This is a genomic window from Mesorhizobium sp. M0894 (assembly GCF_040319725.1).
Classification (GTDB): Bacteria; Pseudomonadota; Alphaproteobacteria; order Rhizobiales; family Rhizobiaceae; genus Mesorhizobium.
This window is the reverse complement of record NZ_JAMYOG010000003.1, coordinates 525686-541393: the sequence shown is the minus strand read 5'-3', so window position 1 is coordinate 541393 and position 15708 is coordinate 525686. Positions and strand designations below refer to the sequence as shown.

General features: G+C 62.9%; 16 protein-coding genes and 1 pseudogene. 14 read left to right on the top strand and 3 right to left on the bottom strand.

The features are described 5' to 3' along the window. Nucleotides 1-98 precede the first annotated feature (98 nt). The 7 genes and pseudogenes from NKH91_RS09010 to NKH91_RS08980 all read left to right on the top strand — a co-directional run. Entirely contained in the window at nt 99-1652 is a 1554-nt protein-coding gene (locus NKH91_RS09010) for a DUF4153 domain-containing protein (protein WP_352845405.1), read from the top strand. 4 nt (nt 1653-1656) lie between these two features. Then, the gene (locus NKH91_RS09005; RefSeq protein ID WP_352481091.1) at nt 1657-2349 is read left to right on the top strand and encodes a response regulator transcription factor; all 693 of its coding nucleotides are present in this window, start codon (nt 1657-1659) and stop codon (nt 2347-2349) included. Nucleotides 2350-2423: 74 nt separating this feature from the next. After that, entirely contained in the window at nt 2424-3923 is a 1500-nt protein-coding gene (locus tag NKH91_RS09000) for an ATP-binding protein (RefSeq protein ID WP_502898979.1), read from the top strand. Between the two features lie 31 nt (nt 3924-3954). Next, on the top strand, nt 3955-5121 hold the full coding sequence (locus tag NKH91_RS08995; protein ID WP_352845402.1) for an NAD(P)/FAD-dependent oxidoreductase: 1167 nt from the start codon (nt 3955-3957) through the stop codon (nt 5119-5121). Between the two features lie 211 nt (nt 5122-5332). Next, the gene (locus NKH91_RS08990; protein ID WP_352481088.1) at nt 5333-5728 is read left to right on the top strand and encodes a hypothetical protein; all 396 of its coding nucleotides are present in this window, start codon (nt 5333-5335) and stop codon (nt 5726-5728) included. Nucleotides 5729-5963: 235 nt separating this feature from the next. Next, nucleotides 5964-6839 (top strand): MBL fold metallo-hydrolase, encoded by an 876-nt coding sequence (locus NKH91_RS08985; RefSeq protein WP_352481087.1) that lies wholly within the window; start codon nt 5964-5966, stop codon nt 6837-6839. Nucleotides 6840-6897: 58 nt separating this feature from the next. Then, nucleotides 6898-7063, top strand: a pseudogene (locus tag NKH91_RS08980) (IS630 family transposase); the annotation flags it as partial. 16 nt (nt 7064-7079) lie between these two features. Here the strand turns inward: NKH91_RS08980 and NKH91_RS08975 are convergent. Then, the gene (locus NKH91_RS08975; protein ID WP_352496013.1) at nt 7080-7505 is read right to left on the bottom strand and encodes a GNAT family N-acetyltransferase; all 426 of its coding nucleotides are present in this window, start codon (nt 7503-7505) and stop codon (nt 7080-7082) included. A gap of 166 nt (nt 7506-7671) precedes the next feature. Between NKH91_RS08975 and leuD the strand changes: the two genes are divergently transcribed. The 5 genes from leuD to leuB all read left to right on the top strand — a co-directional run bounded on the left by leuD (nt 7672) and on the right by leuB (nt 11441). Then, entirely contained in the window at nt 7672-8277 is a 606-nt protein-coding gene (leuD, locus tag NKH91_RS08970) for a 3-isopropylmalate dehydratase small subunit (protein WP_023721924.1), read from the top strand. Between the two features lie 60 nt (nt 8278-8337). Next, nucleotides 8338-9267 (top strand): Ivy family c-type lysozyme inhibitor, encoded by a 930-nt coding sequence (locus NKH91_RS08965; RefSeq protein WP_352845401.1) that lies wholly within the window; start codon nt 8338-8340, stop codon nt 9265-9267. A 148-nt stretch (nt 9268-9415) separates the two neighbouring features. Next, nucleotides 9416-9799 (top strand): RidA family protein, encoded by a 384-nt coding sequence (locus NKH91_RS08960; RefSeq protein WP_352495997.1) that lies wholly within the window; start codon nt 9416-9418, stop codon nt 9797-9799. Between the two features lie 51 nt (nt 9800-9850). Next, nucleotides 9851-10201: a VOC family protein gene (locus NKH91_RS08955; protein ID WP_352570210.1), complete on the top strand. Its 351-nt coding sequence runs from the start codon at nt 9851-9853 to the stop codon at nt 10199-10201. A 136-nt stretch (nt 10202-10337) separates the two neighbouring features. Continuing rightward, nucleotides 10338-11441, top strand: a complete 1104-nt coding sequence (gene leuB, locus NKH91_RS08950; protein ID WP_352845400.1) for a 3-isopropylmalate dehydrogenase — start codon at nt 10338-10340, stop codon at nt 11439-11441. A gap of 58 nt (nt 11442-11499) precedes the next feature. Here the strand turns inward: leuB and NKH91_RS08945 are convergent, their stop codons facing one another. Both NKH91_RS08945 and NKH91_RS08940 read right to left on the bottom strand, forming a co-directional pair. Further along, entirely contained in the window at nt 11500-12213 is a 714-nt protein-coding gene (locus tag NKH91_RS08945) for a DUF805 domain-containing protein (protein WP_352845398.1), read from the bottom strand. 88 nt (nt 12214-12301) lie between these two features. Next, nucleotides 12302-14134: a DEAD/DEAH box helicase gene (locus NKH91_RS08940; RefSeq protein ID WP_352495995.1), complete on the bottom strand. Its 1833-nt coding sequence runs from the start codon at nt 14132-14134 to the stop codon at nt 12302-12304. A 200-nt stretch (nt 14135-14334) separates the two neighbouring features. On the opposite strand from NKH91_RS08940, the gene NKH91_RS08935 reads away from it, so the two are divergent. Together NKH91_RS08935 and NKH91_RS08930 are read left to right on the top strand one after the other, a co-directional pair. Further along, complete coding sequence (locus tag NKH91_RS08935) at nt 14335-14484, top strand: hypothetical protein (RefSeq protein ID WP_023721917.1); 150 nt, start codon at nt 14335-14337, stop codon at nt 14482-14484. A gap of 103 nt (nt 14485-14587) precedes the next feature. Continuing rightward, a complete protein-coding gene (locus tag NKH91_RS08930) occupies nt 14588-15622 on the top strand; it encodes an aspartate-semialdehyde dehydrogenase (RefSeq protein WP_023721916.1) in 1035 nt (344 codons plus the stop codon). Nucleotides 15623-15708: the final 86 nt, after the last annotated feature.

Below are 15708 nucleotides of genomic sequence, written 5' to 3'. Positions count from 1 at the left end.
TGGCTTGTCGATCCGCCCCCGGCAAACCTCCTCCCTTTCGTCCGCAAATCCCCGCCCAGATATTCCGGCCGCATCAAAGCGGCCGAGAAAGCCCGATCATGACAGCGTTCCTCACGCCGGCGCCGAGCTATTGCAGCCGCTTCGGCGTTGCCGTCCTGCTCGTCGCGCTGGCCGATTTTTTCTTCTATAGCCAACCGGCCGGCATCACGCTTTTCCTGTTCGGCGTTGCGATTGCCACCACGAGCATGGCTGTCCATCCTCTCGGCTCCTTCAACGATGGCAGGCCCTGGTTCAAGCCAGTTGCGCTGCTTGTGGCGCTGCTGCCGCTCGCGGAAAATGTCAGTGCGCTTTCCGTCTCGATCGGGCTGGCGGCGCTGGCCGTCTTCGCGCTTTCGCTGGCCGGGCGGTTGAAGCACGGGGTTGCCCGCATTGCCGGCCAACTCTCGCTATTCCTGCTTGCAACGCCCTTTCGGTTCGTCCTGGATTTCTTTCGCTGGCGCAAGGCGGCCCGGCAGCTTGGCCGACGGCGCGTGCGCCTTGCGACGATTGCCGTCTGGGTCATGCCGCTAAGCCTCGGCGCGGTGTTTCTCGCGCTGTTCGGCGCCGCCAATCCGGTCGTCGAATACTGGCTGTCGCTGATCGACCTAATGGCACTGCTCGAGCTCATCCAGCTGCCGCGTCTCGCCTTCTGGCTGTTCGTGCTGGTCGGCGTCTGGGCCTTTCTGCGCCCGCGCCTACCGCGCTTTCTCCGCTCCATTCCGCGTGTGCTGTCGCCTGTGCCTGTCGGCCGGGCGACGACAAAACCCGCCAAGGCGATCGAGGACATCATCTTCGGCAAGGCCGCGATTCTTCGTGCGCTGGTCGTCTTCAACATCCTTTTCGCGATGCAGACCGCGCTCGACGCCACCTATCTGTGGGGCGGCATCGCGCTTCCCGACGGGCTGACCTACGCCGCCTATGCGCATCGCGGCGCCTATCCCTTGATCATCACAGCGCTGCTCGCAGCCGGCTTCGTCCTGGCGGCGCTGCGGCCGGGCAGCACGACCTCCAGCGATCCGCTCATCCGCCGGCTGGTCTACGTCTGGGTGGCGCAGAACATCGTGCTGGTCATCTCGTCGATCCTGCGGCTCGACCTCTATATCGGCATCTACGCGCTGACCTACTGGCGCATCGCCGCCTTCGTCTGGATCGGACTGGTGGCGGCGGGCCTTGCCCTGATCATCGCCCGCATCGCGTTCGAAAAATCCAATGAATGGCTGCTTTCCGCCAATCTTCTGACGCTTTCAATGACGCTCTATGCCTGCTGCTTCGTCAACTTCGCGGCGCTGATCGCCAACTACAATGTCGAGCACTCATTCGAAATGACCGGCCAAGGCACCGAACTCGATTTCTGGTATCTGCGTACGCTCGGTCCCAGCGCCTGGCCGGCGCTCGACCGTTTCCTCGAGCATCAGGGCAGGACGAATGCGGCCAGCGTTTCCTCGTACCGCGAACTCGCCCGTTTGCTTGGGCAGGACGAGGCCCGCTACCGCGCCGGCCTAGAAAACTGGCGCGCCTGGAGCTTTCGCGACTGGCGGCGCCTTCGTGCTCTCGACGCACGTATCCCGTTCGTGGCTCCTCCGATGTCCGAACCCTTCATGCCGGGCCGCTGATTTGATGCCGCACCACATACTGGTCGCCGACGACGATCCGCACATTCGCGAAATCATCTGCTTCGCGCTCGAAAAGGCCGGCATGAAGACGCTGGCGGTGCCGGACGGCGCGGCTGCCTTGCAGGCGATCGAACGCCGCGCGCCCGATCTCGTCGTGCTCGACATCGGCATGCCGGAAATGGACGGGCTGGAAGTGTGCCGGCGGCTGCGCCACACATCCGACGTGCCGGTGCTGTTCCTGTCAGCGCGGGATGAAGAGATCGACCGCATCCTCGGGCTGGAAATGGGCGGCGACGACTATGTCACCAAGCCGTTCAGCCCGCGCGAGCTGGTCGCCCGCGTCAACGTCATCCTGCGCCGCGCCCGGCCTGCGCCCGAACATGCCGATGATCGGCAATTCTCGCATGGCAGACTGGCCTTAGTGCCGGCAAGCCATACAGCCAGCTTCGACGGCAAGCCGCTGGTGCTGACGGGCATCGAATTCGCGATCCTGAAAGGGTTTTTGGCGCGTCCCGCGCATGTGCTCGGCCGCGACATGGTGATGGCTAATGCCTATGCTGCCAATATCCACGTCGCCGACCGCACCGTCGACAGCCATGTCCGCAACATCCGCGCCAAGCTGGCGGCGGTCGGCTGCGTCGATGCAATCGAGACCGTGCATGGCGTCGGCTTCCGGCTCGGCAAATGCGGCGCGTGAGCGCCCAAGAACGGATTGGCAGCAAATGGCGGCCACGGCTTGCCACGGTCGTCATTGCCATCCTGATCATGGTGATGGCACTGCCGCTGGCCGGCCTGTTCTTCTTCCGGCTGTACGAGAACCAGCTGATCCGCCAGACCGAGGCCGAGCTGATCGCGCAAGGTGCCGCCCTTGCCGCGATCTATGCGCTAGAGGTCCGTGAGGCCGGCCTTGCCCCGGAAAAGCTCGGCACACCCATGCCTCCACCCAGTACAAGGGATCGGGCTTCTGCCTATCAGCCGATCGAACCGCGCCTCGATCTTGCGTCCGACAGGATACTGCCGACCCGGCCAGCGGCCACGGCGGCCAGCGTCGATCCTGCCGTCGCGGCGATCGGCGCGCGGCTGTCGGGCATTCTTGCCGCGACGCAGAAAACCACGCTGGCCGGCTTCCGGCTGCTCGATCCCAGAGGCGTGGTCATCGCCGGGCGTGAGGAGGCCGGCCTGTCGCTCGCCGCTGTCGAAGAGGTTCGCGCAGCACTTGCCGGCCGCTACGCCAGCGCGCTCAGGCTGCGGGTTCCCGACCAGCCGTCGCCGCCGCTCTATTCGGTCAGCCGCGGCACCAAAGTCCGCGTCTTCGTCGCCATACCAGTTGCGGTCTCCGGCAAGGTCGCCGGCGTGGTCTATCTGTCGCGGACGCCGAACAACATCGTCAAGCATCTCTTTGGCGAGCGCGGCAAGGTGGCGCTGGCGGCAATCGCCATCCTCGGCGGCACGCTGCTGATCGGGCTGGTCTTCCTGCGCACCGTCAGCCGGCCGATCTATGCACTGATCGAGCGCACCGAGCGCATCGCCGCCGGCGACCGTGAGGCGATCAGGCCGCTTGATCACCACGGCACGCGCGAAATGGCGGCGCTCTCCGCGGCCTTCCTCGACATGGCCGAAAAGCTGCATGCGCGCTCCGACAGCATCCAGACCTTCGCCACCCACGTCTCGCACGAACTCAAATCGCCGCTGACGGCGATCCAGGGGGCAGCCGAACTGCTGCGCGATTCGGGCGGCGCGATGGACGAGGCCGAGCGGCGGCGTTTTTCAGACAATATCGTCACCGATGCCGGCCGGCTCAATCTGCTGGTGCGCCGCCTGCTTGACCTTGCGCGTGCCGAAAATCTCGAGCCCAGCGGCCAAGGCACATCACTCGCTCCGGCACTGGCGCTGCTGCCGGCCGACCACAGGCTGGCGGTGCGCCTCGAGGCGGGCGCCGATATCGGCCTGCGCATATCGGCCGAAAACGCCGCGATCGTGTTGGCCAATCTCATCGACAATTCGGCGCGACACGGCGCGACGCTGGTCTCGGTCACGGCAGCAAGCGCGGACGGCAAGGCCACCATTGTGGTGGACGATGACGGCGCCGGCATTTCGCCCAGCAACCGAGGCCGCATCTTCGAGCCGTTCTTCACCACGCGCCGCGATTCCGGCGGCACCGGCATGGGCCTCGGCATCGTGCTGGCCCTCCTGAAAGCGCATGATGGCACGATCCGGCTGGTTGACTCGGCGAGCGGCACGCGCTTCGAGATCATCCTGCCGGCGGCGTGACTCGGCGGTTCAGACCGGAAGGGCGAAAAAGGTGCATTACGACATCATCATCATCGGCGGAGCCATCGTCGGCTCCTCGGTCGCCTATTATCTGCGCGAGGAAAGGTTTTCGGGCCCGATCGCGGTTGTCGAGCGCGACCCGCAATTTTCCCATGCGGCGACAACGCTGTCCTGCGCCTCCATCCGCCAGCAGTTCTCGATCCCTGAAAACATCCGGCTGTCGCAGTTCACGCTGAAACTGTTCCGGCGGTTGAAGGAAGAATTCGGGGCGGACGCCGATATCGGCTTTCGCGAAGGCGGCTATCTGATCCTTGCCGGCGAAAACGGGCTGCCTATCCTGCAGGCCAACCACGAGGCGCAGATGGCCGAGGGCGCCGACATCGTGCTCGAGGATGCCGAGGCGCTTGTTCGTCGGTTTCCGTGGCTATCGGCCGAGGGTATCACTGCCGGGGCCTACGGCCGCAGCGGCGAGGGCTGGTTCGACGCGCATGCGATGCTGATGCTGTTCCGCAAGGCGCTGCGGACGAAGGATATCGACTTCATCACGGCGTCGGTGACCGGCATCGAGCGGCAAGGCGGCCGCGTCACCGGTGTGACCCTCGAAAATGGCGAGCGGCTTGAGGCCGGCATCGTCGTCAATGCTGCCGGGCCGAATGCCGGCAAGGTGGCAGCAATGGCCGGGCTGGCGCTGCCGGTGGAGCCGCGCAAGCGCAATGTCTTCGTCTTCGAGGCGCGCGAAAAATATGACGACATGCCGCTGCTGGTCGACCCGAGCGGCATCTATGTCCGGCCGGAAGGTTCGGTCTACATCACCGGCGGCGCCGAGCCGGAAGAGGGCGAAGGCCCCGCCGACCCCACAGATTTCGAACCCGACTGGCCGCTGTTCGAAGAGGTGATCTGGCCGGTGCTGGCGACCCGCATTCCAGCCTTCGAGGCGATCAAGCCGACGCGCGCCTGGGTCGGCCATTACGACTACAACACGCTCGACCAGAACGCGGTGATCGGTTCGCATCCCGAGGTCGGCAATTTCTTCTTCGCCAACGGTTTTTCCGGCCACGGCTTGCAGCAGGCGCCGGCGGTCGGCAAAGCGCTGGCCGAACTGATCGTCCATGGCGGCTATCGCACGGTGGATTGCTCGGCGTTTGGGTATAGCCGTGTCGCTGAGGGGCGGGCGTTTCGTGAATTGAACGTGATTTGAGGGAAGGCCGCCCAGAATAAGCCGCTCTGTCGAGTTCCCGCCCACCCCCTCTGTCCTGCCGGACAGAGGGGAGGCTGTCCCGCCGATATCAAAAGTCCGCACGCTAGTAGTCAAAACCTGACGCTTGGTACCCGAAACGGAATACCGCTGCCGACTCATTTCGGACATCTAGGGCAGATACTTAAAGAGCCATGGAAAGCAGGAATTTGACTTGACCTCCACTAGTTGGAAGGCACTTTCAGTGTTGATGTTCGCAATTATCCCATTCTCTGGATGCAGCAACGACCCTGAGTCACCGGAGAACAAACGTATATACTCTGTTCTCCAGCATCAGGAGTTTGAATTACGTCAGCAGAATAATCGTGCCAATTATTTTTTTGGCAAGCGAGTAATGGATACTGAAATCAATACTATCGCCTTCCCTCTCGCCGGTGAGGCGAAAGGCTATGTAGTGTTTTATGCCACGCCCGAAGAGGGTGGGTTAATTCTGTCGGTTCCGCAGCAATATGACGATATCAGTCTGACGAAGCAGACGCTTGAAGCCATCGTTGATAAAGGCCTCATCTCAAAGCCGCTTGAAATTCACCTTGCGTCACGCGCGCACTGAGCGCTTTGCCAAAAAGTACATGGTAGCGTCCGCTTTCCACCCTGAGCGGGCTTACGGCCCCGGAACCAAGCGTCAGATTTCGACCACTAGTGGTTAAGTTCTAACGCTTGGTACCCGATCGTGAGCGCGGCCACATCGCGAGCGCTCCTTCTCCTACAGGCAGAAATGTCTGACGCCATCTGGCCGCAAATGTTATCTCTAGCGATCCGTCCTCGATCGAAGAAGGATGCAGTCAATGGATGACTGGAGAATCGGGAATATCTGGATAACCAGAATTCTGGAGATGTGCGACCCTCTGCGGACGCCGTCGGAATGGTTTCCCGACTGCACCGATGAAGCGCTCGAACCGCATCTTCATTGGCTCACGCCGCGATTAATATCGCCTGCAACCGGCCGGCTTATTCTTCCCATCCAGAGTTTTCTTGTTCGTACCGGACACCACACCATTCTGGTCGACAGTTGCGTCGGCAACGATAAGACGTTCGCATACTTCCCCCATTGGCATCGCCGCAATGACGGCACCTTTTTGGAGCGCCTGGCAAATGCAGGTGTTGCTCCCGAGCAGATCGACTATGTGCTGTGCACCCATCTTCATGTCGACCATTGCGGTTGGAACACACGATTGGTGGACGGGCGTTGGATACCGACATTCCCGAACGCCCGCTACATCATGGCGCGGCGCGAGTTCGAGGCCGCACAGGCGGCCTCCGGTGATGACGAAGATCGGACCTATGAGGACAATGTGTTGCCAATCGTCGAGGCTGGTCGGGCTGTGCTTGTCGATATGGATTATGAACTCGATGGCGAAGTGTGGCTGGAACCGACGCCGGGCCACACCCCGGGGCACGTAGCCATCGGCCTGAAATCTCGAGGCGTAGGGGCAGTGTTTTCCGGCGATCTCATGCATTGGCCGATGCAATGCATATACCCTGACTGGAGCTTTCGGTACGACACGGACCCTGACCAGGCACGTCGGACGAGATGGGCATTCCTGGAGGCTTGCTCGGACAATGGCCGCATCGTAATGACGTCGCATTTTCCCTTGCCGTCGGTGGGAACCATCTCGCGACGCCAGTCATCATTCTGGTTCGAGGATCAGCAGCCGCCGTAATCGCCGAGGACGCCGACTGGGCGATCGCCCTCGGCCACCCGCACTTGTCGAAGCGCCGCTCAAGCGCGGCGTCTTTCACTCGGTGGTCGACCTCCAGGGCGGCAATCTACCCCTTCCTCGCCGAGCACAACCAGCAGCCCAGACCCTTCATCTGGACCGCCGACCCCGACAGGATCGCCGCCGCGGTCAAACGCGGGCACCAAACGTTAGATTCGATCCACTAGCTGGCAAGGCAACGCGTCAGCGCTTGCGGTCGAACCAGAACGCGTCGGACACGCGCTTCATGCCGATGCGCTCATAAAAGCCGACGGCGTCGGGCATGGAAATCAGGCTTATGGCAACGGAAGGCCCGAGTTGCCGGCGCGCTTCATCAAGCAGGCCCTTGCCGATGCCGAGCCCTTGCGCCGATTTGCAAACGGCGAGCTCGGAAACGTAACAGACCCACGAGAAATCGGTAACACCGCGGGCAACACCGACCAGCGGCTTGCCTTCTGTATCGAGACGCGCGGTGAGCACCAAATTGGCCCCTGACAGCATCGCGTTCAATCGGGTGTCGTCATCGACGGGGCGATTGGCGCCGAGGCCGGATTCCACCAGAACGCGGCGGAACTCGGCGATGCCGAGACCCGGTTCGCTGGCGTAGAGGACCTTGGATCGCGTTGTCATGTCGACAAAAGTGCACCATGGGCCGGTGGTTTTGAAGCTGTTTTGTACCGATCTTGCGTTTCGATCGACGACGGAGGTCCAAAAACAGCCGCCTTTTATTTGCCCGCGGCTTTGTGTAAACCGGGCGCCAGCAATTTCCCGCAACAACAAGAAGACGGGCAAGGACATGGAAAAATTCACCAAGCTCACCGGCGTCGCCGCGCCGATGCCGATCGTCAATGTCGACACCGACATGATCATCCCCAAGGATTATCTCAAGACGATCAAGCGCACCGGACTCGGCACCGGCCTGTTCGCCGAAATGCGCTACAAGGACGATGGTTCGGAAAACCCGGACTTCGTGCTCAACAAGCCGGCCTACCGCAAGGCGCAGATCCTGGTCGCCGGCGATAATTTCGGCTGCGGCTCGAGCCGGGAACATGCGCCGTGGGCGCTGCTCGATTTCGGCATCCGTTGCGTCATCTCGACCTCGTTCGCCGACATTTTCTACAACAATTGCTTCAAGAACGGCATCCTGCCGATCACCGTCAGCCCGGAAGATCTTGAGAAACTGATGGACGATGCTTCGCGCGGTTCGAACGCGACGCTGTCGGTCGATCTGGAGGCCAAGGAAATCCGTGGGCCTGACGGCGGCGTGGTCAAGTTCGACCTCGACGAGTTCAAGCGCCATTGCCTGCTCAACGGGCTCGACGATATCGGCCTGACCATGGAAAAAGCCGGCGCCATCGCTTCGTTCGAGAAGAGGAACGCCGCTGAGCGCCCCTGGGCCTGAGCGGTACGATGCCCCGGCCGCGACAGGCCGGGTTCGTGGCGGCTGAACGGAGGGACAGTCATGACACGTTCGCTTCTTGTCGGCGCCTGCGCGCTGGCGTGGATTCTGATGCCGGTGGCTGGCGCGCATGCACAGACCGACATGGTGCTCGTGCCGGCTGACGATGCGCCCGGCAGGGCCGCCGACCAGGGCGCGTTGAGCAATGCGGCCCTAGCCGACAATGACAAACAGGCGCCGATCCCGTTCGAGGGCGGCCAACTGACCATCACCCAGGAGGAAGAGTACGGGGAACGGGTGCTCGCCTTCGACGGCAAGGAACTGGCGCGCAATTACGACGTCTTCTTCGACAAGATCGTCGAGGTCGGCGGCGTCAAGGTGGCGCTGATCGATGTCGGCGACGGCGGCAATCAATGCGGCCCGGCCAAGGTGATCGTGTGGAAGCCGGAAGGCGGCACGATCCAGACGGTCACGGTCGAGCAGGACGAATGCGGCGCGCCGCCGACCGCGATCTCCGACAGCGCCATCTATTTCGTGCCCTATCTGCTGCCGGGCGATTCCAAGCCGGCGCTGCAATGGTCGCCGACGGCCGGACTGATGACTTCCGGCAATCTCACCTACATGCCGGAGCCGGGCACCGACTGGAAAGACCTCGATCCGTCGAAATACGACAACATCATCGACGCCTTCCACAACGAGGCTGTCTACAAGCAAGCCGAGACGCTGCTTGCCAAGGACATGCCCGACATGGCGACCAGCCTGCTGGTCGGCGGCGGCACGGAAAAAACCGCGTCGGGTGCCTTCTTTGCCAGCGGCTGCGTGCCGCATGATTGCGGCGGCAATGACGGCTTCATGGCGGTCGACCCGGTCAAGCACAAGCTCTATTTCGCCCGGCGCGGCGACAAGCCCGAGCCGGACGCGTGGCCAGCGGTGAGTACATGGCCGGCCGACGTCAAGGAAGCGCTGGACAAGGCGCTGGGGTCGGCGAATTAGGTACTTTTGCAAAGCGCAGTGACCACCACGCCTTGGACGAGAGGGCTTTGTCGAGGCGGGAGACTCATAACAACCGTCAGTTCTATCTGGCCCATGGCGGGATCGGCTCGTTCCCTGCAAGATATCCGCGACGATTTGCGGAGGACCCATGCGAAAACTGATCTCCACCGGTTCGCCCTTCGAAAAGACCGCCGGCTATTCGCGCGCCGTGGTGCAGGGCGACTGGTGTTTCGTGTCCGGAACGACCGGCTACGATTATGCGACCATGTCGATGCCGGAGACCGTGGAGGCACAAACGCGCAATTGCCTGACGACGATCGCCAAGGCGTTGCGAGATGGCGGCTTCGAAATGGCTGACGTGGTGCGGGCACATTACTACATCACCGATGCGGCTTTCGTAGATGTGGTGTTCCCGATCCTCGGCGAGGCGTTTGGCGAGATCAGGCCGGCAGCAACGATGATCGTGTGCCAGCTCAACAAGCCGGAGATGAAGATCGAGATCGAGGTGACGGCGCTGCGGCGCACAGCCTGATACCTGTCACGGTTGTGACAACGATACGGTTAGCACGAGGATCGGCCCATGGTGAAGGTCAGACGCATCGTTGCAAACATAGACACGCAGGATATCGCGGCGGCAAAACCCTTCTATCAGGATGTGCTCGGCCTCGATCTCAAGATGGATATGGGCTGGATCGCTACCTATGGCTCGCAAGAGACGATGTCCGTACAGGTCAGTTTCATGGCCGAAGGGGGATCAGGAACGCCGGTGCCGGACATCTCTATCGAAGTCGACGACGTCGATGCCGCGCTTGAAAGCATGAGGACGGCCGGCTTTGCCATCGAATACGGTCCGGCGGACGAACCCTGGGGCGTGCGGCGCTTCTTCGTGCGCGACCCGTTCGGCAGGCTGGTCAATATCCTTTCGCATCTGTAGGCGTTTTGTCTTGAGCATCGGATTTTCCCAAAACCGGTTTCCACTTTGAGTCCGATGCTCTGAACCGCAGGCTTGCGCGCCGGCTGCTTGGCGTTTAGCAAGGCCGCGGCTCACGACACAATCAGGACGGTTCCACATGGCTTCCAAAAATCTTCTCCTGCTTGCCGGCGATGGCATAGGCCCCGAGGCGATGGCCGAGGTGAAGAAGCTGATTTCCGCCATGAACGACAAGCTCGGCAGCGATTTCGTCACTGATGAAGGCCTTGTCGGCGGCTGCGCCTATGATGCGCATGGCGCGGCGATATCCGATGCCGACATGGCCAAGGCAATGGCGGCCGACGCCGTGCTGTTCGGCGCCGTCGGCGGTCCGAAATGGGATGCCGTGCCTTACGAGGTGCGCCCGGAGGCGGGTCTGCTGCGGCTGCGCAAGGACATGGAGCTGTTCGCTAATCTCCGACCCGCCATCTGCTATCCGGCGCTGGCGGCCTCCTCCTCGCTCAAACAGGAGGTGGTCGAGGGGCTAGACATCCTGATCGTGCGCGAGCTCACCGGCGGCGTCTATTTCGGTGAGCCGAAGCAGATCATCGATCTCGGCAACGGCCAGAAGCGCGGTATCGACACCCAGGTCTACGATACTTTCGAGATCGAGCGCATTTCGGGCGTTGCCTTCGAATTGGCACGCACGCGCAAGAACCATGTCACCTCGATGGAAAAGCGCAATGTGATGAAATCGGGCGTGCTGTGGAACGAGGTCGTCAGCCAGACGCAAAAGGCCAGGTATGCCGACGTCAAGCTCGACCATATGCTCGCCGATGCCGGCGGCATGCAGCTGGTGCGCTGGCCCAAGCAGTTCGATGTCATCGTCACCGACAATCTGTTCGGCGACATGCTGTCCGACATCGCCGCCATGCTGACCGGCTCGATCGGCATGCTGCCGTCGGCCTCGCTCGGCGCGCCGGATGCGAAGACAAAAAAGCGCAAGGCGCTCTACGAGCCGGTGCATGGCTCGGCGCCCGACATCGCCGGCAAGGGCATCGCCAATCCGATCGCCATGATCGCCTCCTTCGCCATGTGCATGCGCTATTCCTTCGGCATGGTGACTGAAGCGGACAAGCTCGAAGGTGCGATCGCCGCCGTGCTCGACGACGGCCTGCGCACCAGGGATATTCATTCGCCGGGGATGACCGAGGTCGGCACCGCTGAGATGGGCGACGCGATCATCGCCAAGTTCCTGGGCTGATCCTGTGTAGGTCGACGTCCGCTGGGCGACTGCCGCCGATGCGGCGGCACTCCCGCGGTTAGATTTGGACACCCGCCGGCACCGGACCCCACTGGTTTTCACGCGGCTGGGTCGCGATCAGCGCAAAGATCAGGATGATCACGGTGCCGAAGGTCGGGATCAGGAAAAGCAGGAAGAGCCAGCCGGTCAGGCCGATATCGTGCAGGCGGCGCACGTTGAGCCCGAACCACGGCAGGGCTGTCGCCAGCAGGAAGAGGCCGCAAAGGCCGACCGTCACTGCCGGCAATTCACTGTTGTCGAGATTGCCCATGGCGTCGTCGATGAAGACGCCGAGTCCTGTCGCCACGATCAGCGCGATCGTCCAGAACAGGCAATAGCCCCAATATTCCTTGCGGCGGGCACGGCCGGCGAAGTTGAAATAATTTTCGGTCAGGCCACGCGAGAAGTAGCTCCACAGGCCGGTGGATTCGGCGGTTTGATTTTCAGCGGAACGGCCGAAATGTTGCGGCTGACGTGCCGCGGGCGCATTGCCGGCCTGAGATGGGGCGGCGGTTGCAGCGGAGGCACGGGCGGGTGCACTGGCAGGTTGGGCGTGGATCGAAAAAACATCGCGTGCCCGTCCGCCAGCCGGCTGGAATTCGACGGTCGTGCCTCCGGCAACCGACGCTTGGCGGCGCAAGTCCTCCCGCGCGAAGCTGTAGCGGTTGCCATCGGCCCCGGTAATGAAACCGAAGGCCTGGTCCTCGTCATAGTGAAGAACTTCGCCGCGCATGTCCTGCCCACCCCATTGCCCTGCCCCAGACTGTGCAAAGTTCCGGTAGACCGCAAGGGGCGTGCGCGAAATGGAAGGGGCAGGCTATTCACCCCGGCCGTTTCTTCGATTTCTTGTGTTTCGCCGGTCCGCCTTCGAATTTCGCCTTGGCCGGTTTGCCGGCCCAGGGCTTTGCCTCGAATGCCGGGCGCTGGTCAGCCGGTGCGCGCTTCTCGAATTTGGGCGCGTTCTGATCGAATGTCCGCTTGCCGCGGTGCGGCTTCTTGTCGGGGCGCGGCTCCTGATAGCCGGCCCGCGACAGATCGGGCGTGCCGTCCAGCCGCTTGACCGCAATGTTGCCCTGCAGCTTGCGGTCGGGGCCGATCGCGGCGAGGAAGCGCTCGGCCCAGTCCGCCGCGATCTGCACGAAGGTTTCTTCCGGCTGCATCTTGATGGCGCCGATCTCGCGCTTGGAGATGCCGCCTGTCCGGCACAGCATCGGGATCAGCCAGCGCGGCTCGGCATTCTGCCGGCGTCCGACCGACAGCGAGAACCAGACGCTGTCGCCGAAATCGTCGCGGCGGCTCGGTGCCTCGTCCCGGCGCGCAAATTTTTCGCCCGACGGCGTGAACGGTGCGACGTCGAGAAGGTCCTCCGGCGCCGAGCGGCTGGAGCGGCACATCCGTACGAAGGCTGCGGCGACCTGTTCCGGCCCGTGCTGATCGAGAAGCGCCTGGACGAAGCCGCGCTCCTCATCCTTCATAGGCTCGCTGAGGACCGGGTCGGCGAGAATGCGCTCGTCATCGCGCCGGATCACGTCGTCGGCCGAGGGCGGGCTCGCCCAGGTCGCCGCAAGGCCGGCACTTTGCAGCAGCCGCTCGGTGCGCTTGCGGGCATTGTTCGGCACGATCAGCGCGCTGACGCCCTTGCGCCCCGCCCGTCCCGTTCGCCCGCTTCGGTGCAGAAGCGTCTCCGGGTTGGTCGGCAAGTCGGCATGGATGACCAGCTCGAGATTGGGCAGGTCGATGCCACGCGCCGCGACGTCAGTGGCGATGCAGACTTTGGCGCGGCCGTCGCGCATCGCCTGCAGCGCGTGGCTGCGCTCGTTTTGGCTCAGCTCGCCGGACAGTGCCACGACGGAAAAGTTGCGGTTGTTGAAGCGTGCTGTCAGGTGATTGACGGCGGCACGCGTGTTGCAGAACACCAGCGCGTTCTTCGCCTCATAGTACCGCAGCACGTTGATGATGGCGTTTTCGCGGTCGGCCTGCGCGACGCCCAGCGCCCGGTATTCGATGTCGAGATGCTGCTTCTCCTCGCCGGAGGCCGAGATGCGCACGGCATCGCGCTGGTAGCCCTTGGCCAGCGTGGCGATGGAGCGCGGCACGGTCGCGGAAAACATCAACGTGCGGCGCTCGGCAGGGGCGGCGTCGAGGATGAATTCCAGGTCCTCGCGAAAGCCGAGATCGAGCATCTCGTCGGCCTCGTCGAGTACGACTGCCTTGAGCGCCGACATGTCGAGAGAATTGCGGGTGATGTGGTCGCGCAGGCGGCCGGGCGTGCCGACGACGATATGGGCGCCACGCTCCAGCGCGCGTCGCTCGGTGCGCATGTCCATGCCGCCGACGCAGGACGACACCGTGGCGCCTGTCAGCTCGTAGAGCCATTCCAGCTCGCGCGTCACCTGCAGGGCCAGCTCCCGCGTCGGCGCCACGGCCAGCGCCAGGGGTGCCGCCGCGTGGGAAAAGCGCTCCGCGCCGTCGAGCAGCGTCGGCGCCAAGGCCAGTCCGAAAGCGACGGTCTTGCCGGAGCCGGTCTGGGCTGAAACCAGCGCATCGGCCTGACCGAGCTCAAGAACCGCTTTCTGCACCGGTGTCAGCTCGACATAGCCGCGTTTTTCCAGCGCCTTTGCCAGCACGGGGACAATAGCTTCGAAGTTGGACATATGCTTCTTTCGAAATTCGGATTCTTAAATGCCCGGCGACGGGTCTGATGTCGGCAAGCGCCACGACGGGCGCCACGAGCCAAACGATGCCCGTTCGTACTTCGTGCCGCCCTCGTTGTACAGGGCGGGCGATCCGCCTGGTTGCGATTGACTCCTTACGCAAACCGCGTAAAAGCCGGCACCGAACGGGATAGTTTTCGATGCGCGGCCTTTTGATGGCGCTTCTTGCCTTCGACATCCCCGGCCCCAATGCGAACCATTGGGCCGGACGTCTCGGTGCGCCTTTCCGTTCCAGCAAAACCACGTTCTTGGTCAAAAAAACCGGTAAAACGACCACCAAAACGGTCTGATTCCCTTGGCCCAACCACCCTCTCCCGGGTCCGGCCCGGGGTGAAACCCGCATTGGCCGGCGGGTTTCTCCAGAAACCGAGCGGAGAGGGACAGGAGATTTCGATGAGTTTCAAGGTTGCGATCGTCGGCGCCACGGGCAATGTGGGACGGGAAATGCTCAACATACTGGAAGAGCGCGGCTTTCCGGTGAGTGAGGTGGTGGCGCTGGCCTCGCGGCGCAGCCAGGGCACGGAAGTGTCGTTCGGCGACCGCACGCTGAAGGTCCGGACGCTCGACCAATATGATTTTTCCGACACCGACATCTGCATCATGTCGGCCGGCGGCAACGTCTCCAAGGAATGGTCGCCGAAGATCGGCAAGCAGGGCTGCGTCGTCATCGATAATTCATCGGCCTTCCGCTACGACCAGGACGTGCCGCTGATCGTTCCCGAAGTGAACCCGGATGCGATTTCCCTGTTCACACGCAAGAACATCATTGCCAACCCGAACTGCTCGACGGCGCAGCTGGTCGTGGCGCTGAAGCCGCTGCATGACTTCGCCACCATAAAGCGCGTCGTCGTCGCCACCTACCAGTCGGTCTCCGGCGCCGGTAAGGAAGGCATGGACGAACTGTTCACGCAGACGCGGGCGGTGTTCGTCGCCGATTCCGTCGACGTCAAGAAGTTCACCAAGCGCATCGCCTTCAACGTCATCCCGCATATCGACGTCTTCCTCGACGACGGCTTCACCAAGGAAGAATGGAAGATGGTGGCCGAGACCAAGAAGATGCTCGATCCCAAGATCAAGCTGACGGCGACCTGCGTGCGGGTGCCGGTGTTCATCGGCCATTCGGAAGCGGTCAACATCGAGTTCGAGAAGCCGATCACCGCCGATGAGGCGCGCGAGATCCTGCGCGAGGCGCCGGGCTGCCAGGTCATCGACAAGCGCGAGGACGGCGGCTACATCACGCCGCTGGAATCGGCTGGCGAGGACGCCACCTTCATCTCGCGCATCCGCGAGGATTCGACCATCGACAACGGCCTGTCGATGTGGATCGTCTCCGACAATCTGCGCAAAGGCGCGGCACTCAACGCGGTTCAGATCGCGGAGCTGCTGGTCGAGCGCGGGCTGATCCAGCCAAAGAAGAAGGCGGCATAACTTCTCGCTCACGGGCCGCATCGCCGCTTCGCGGCTGGCCCTCCGCGGGGGCGCCGGACGGCCGGCGGCCCGCGGTCGCAGGCTTG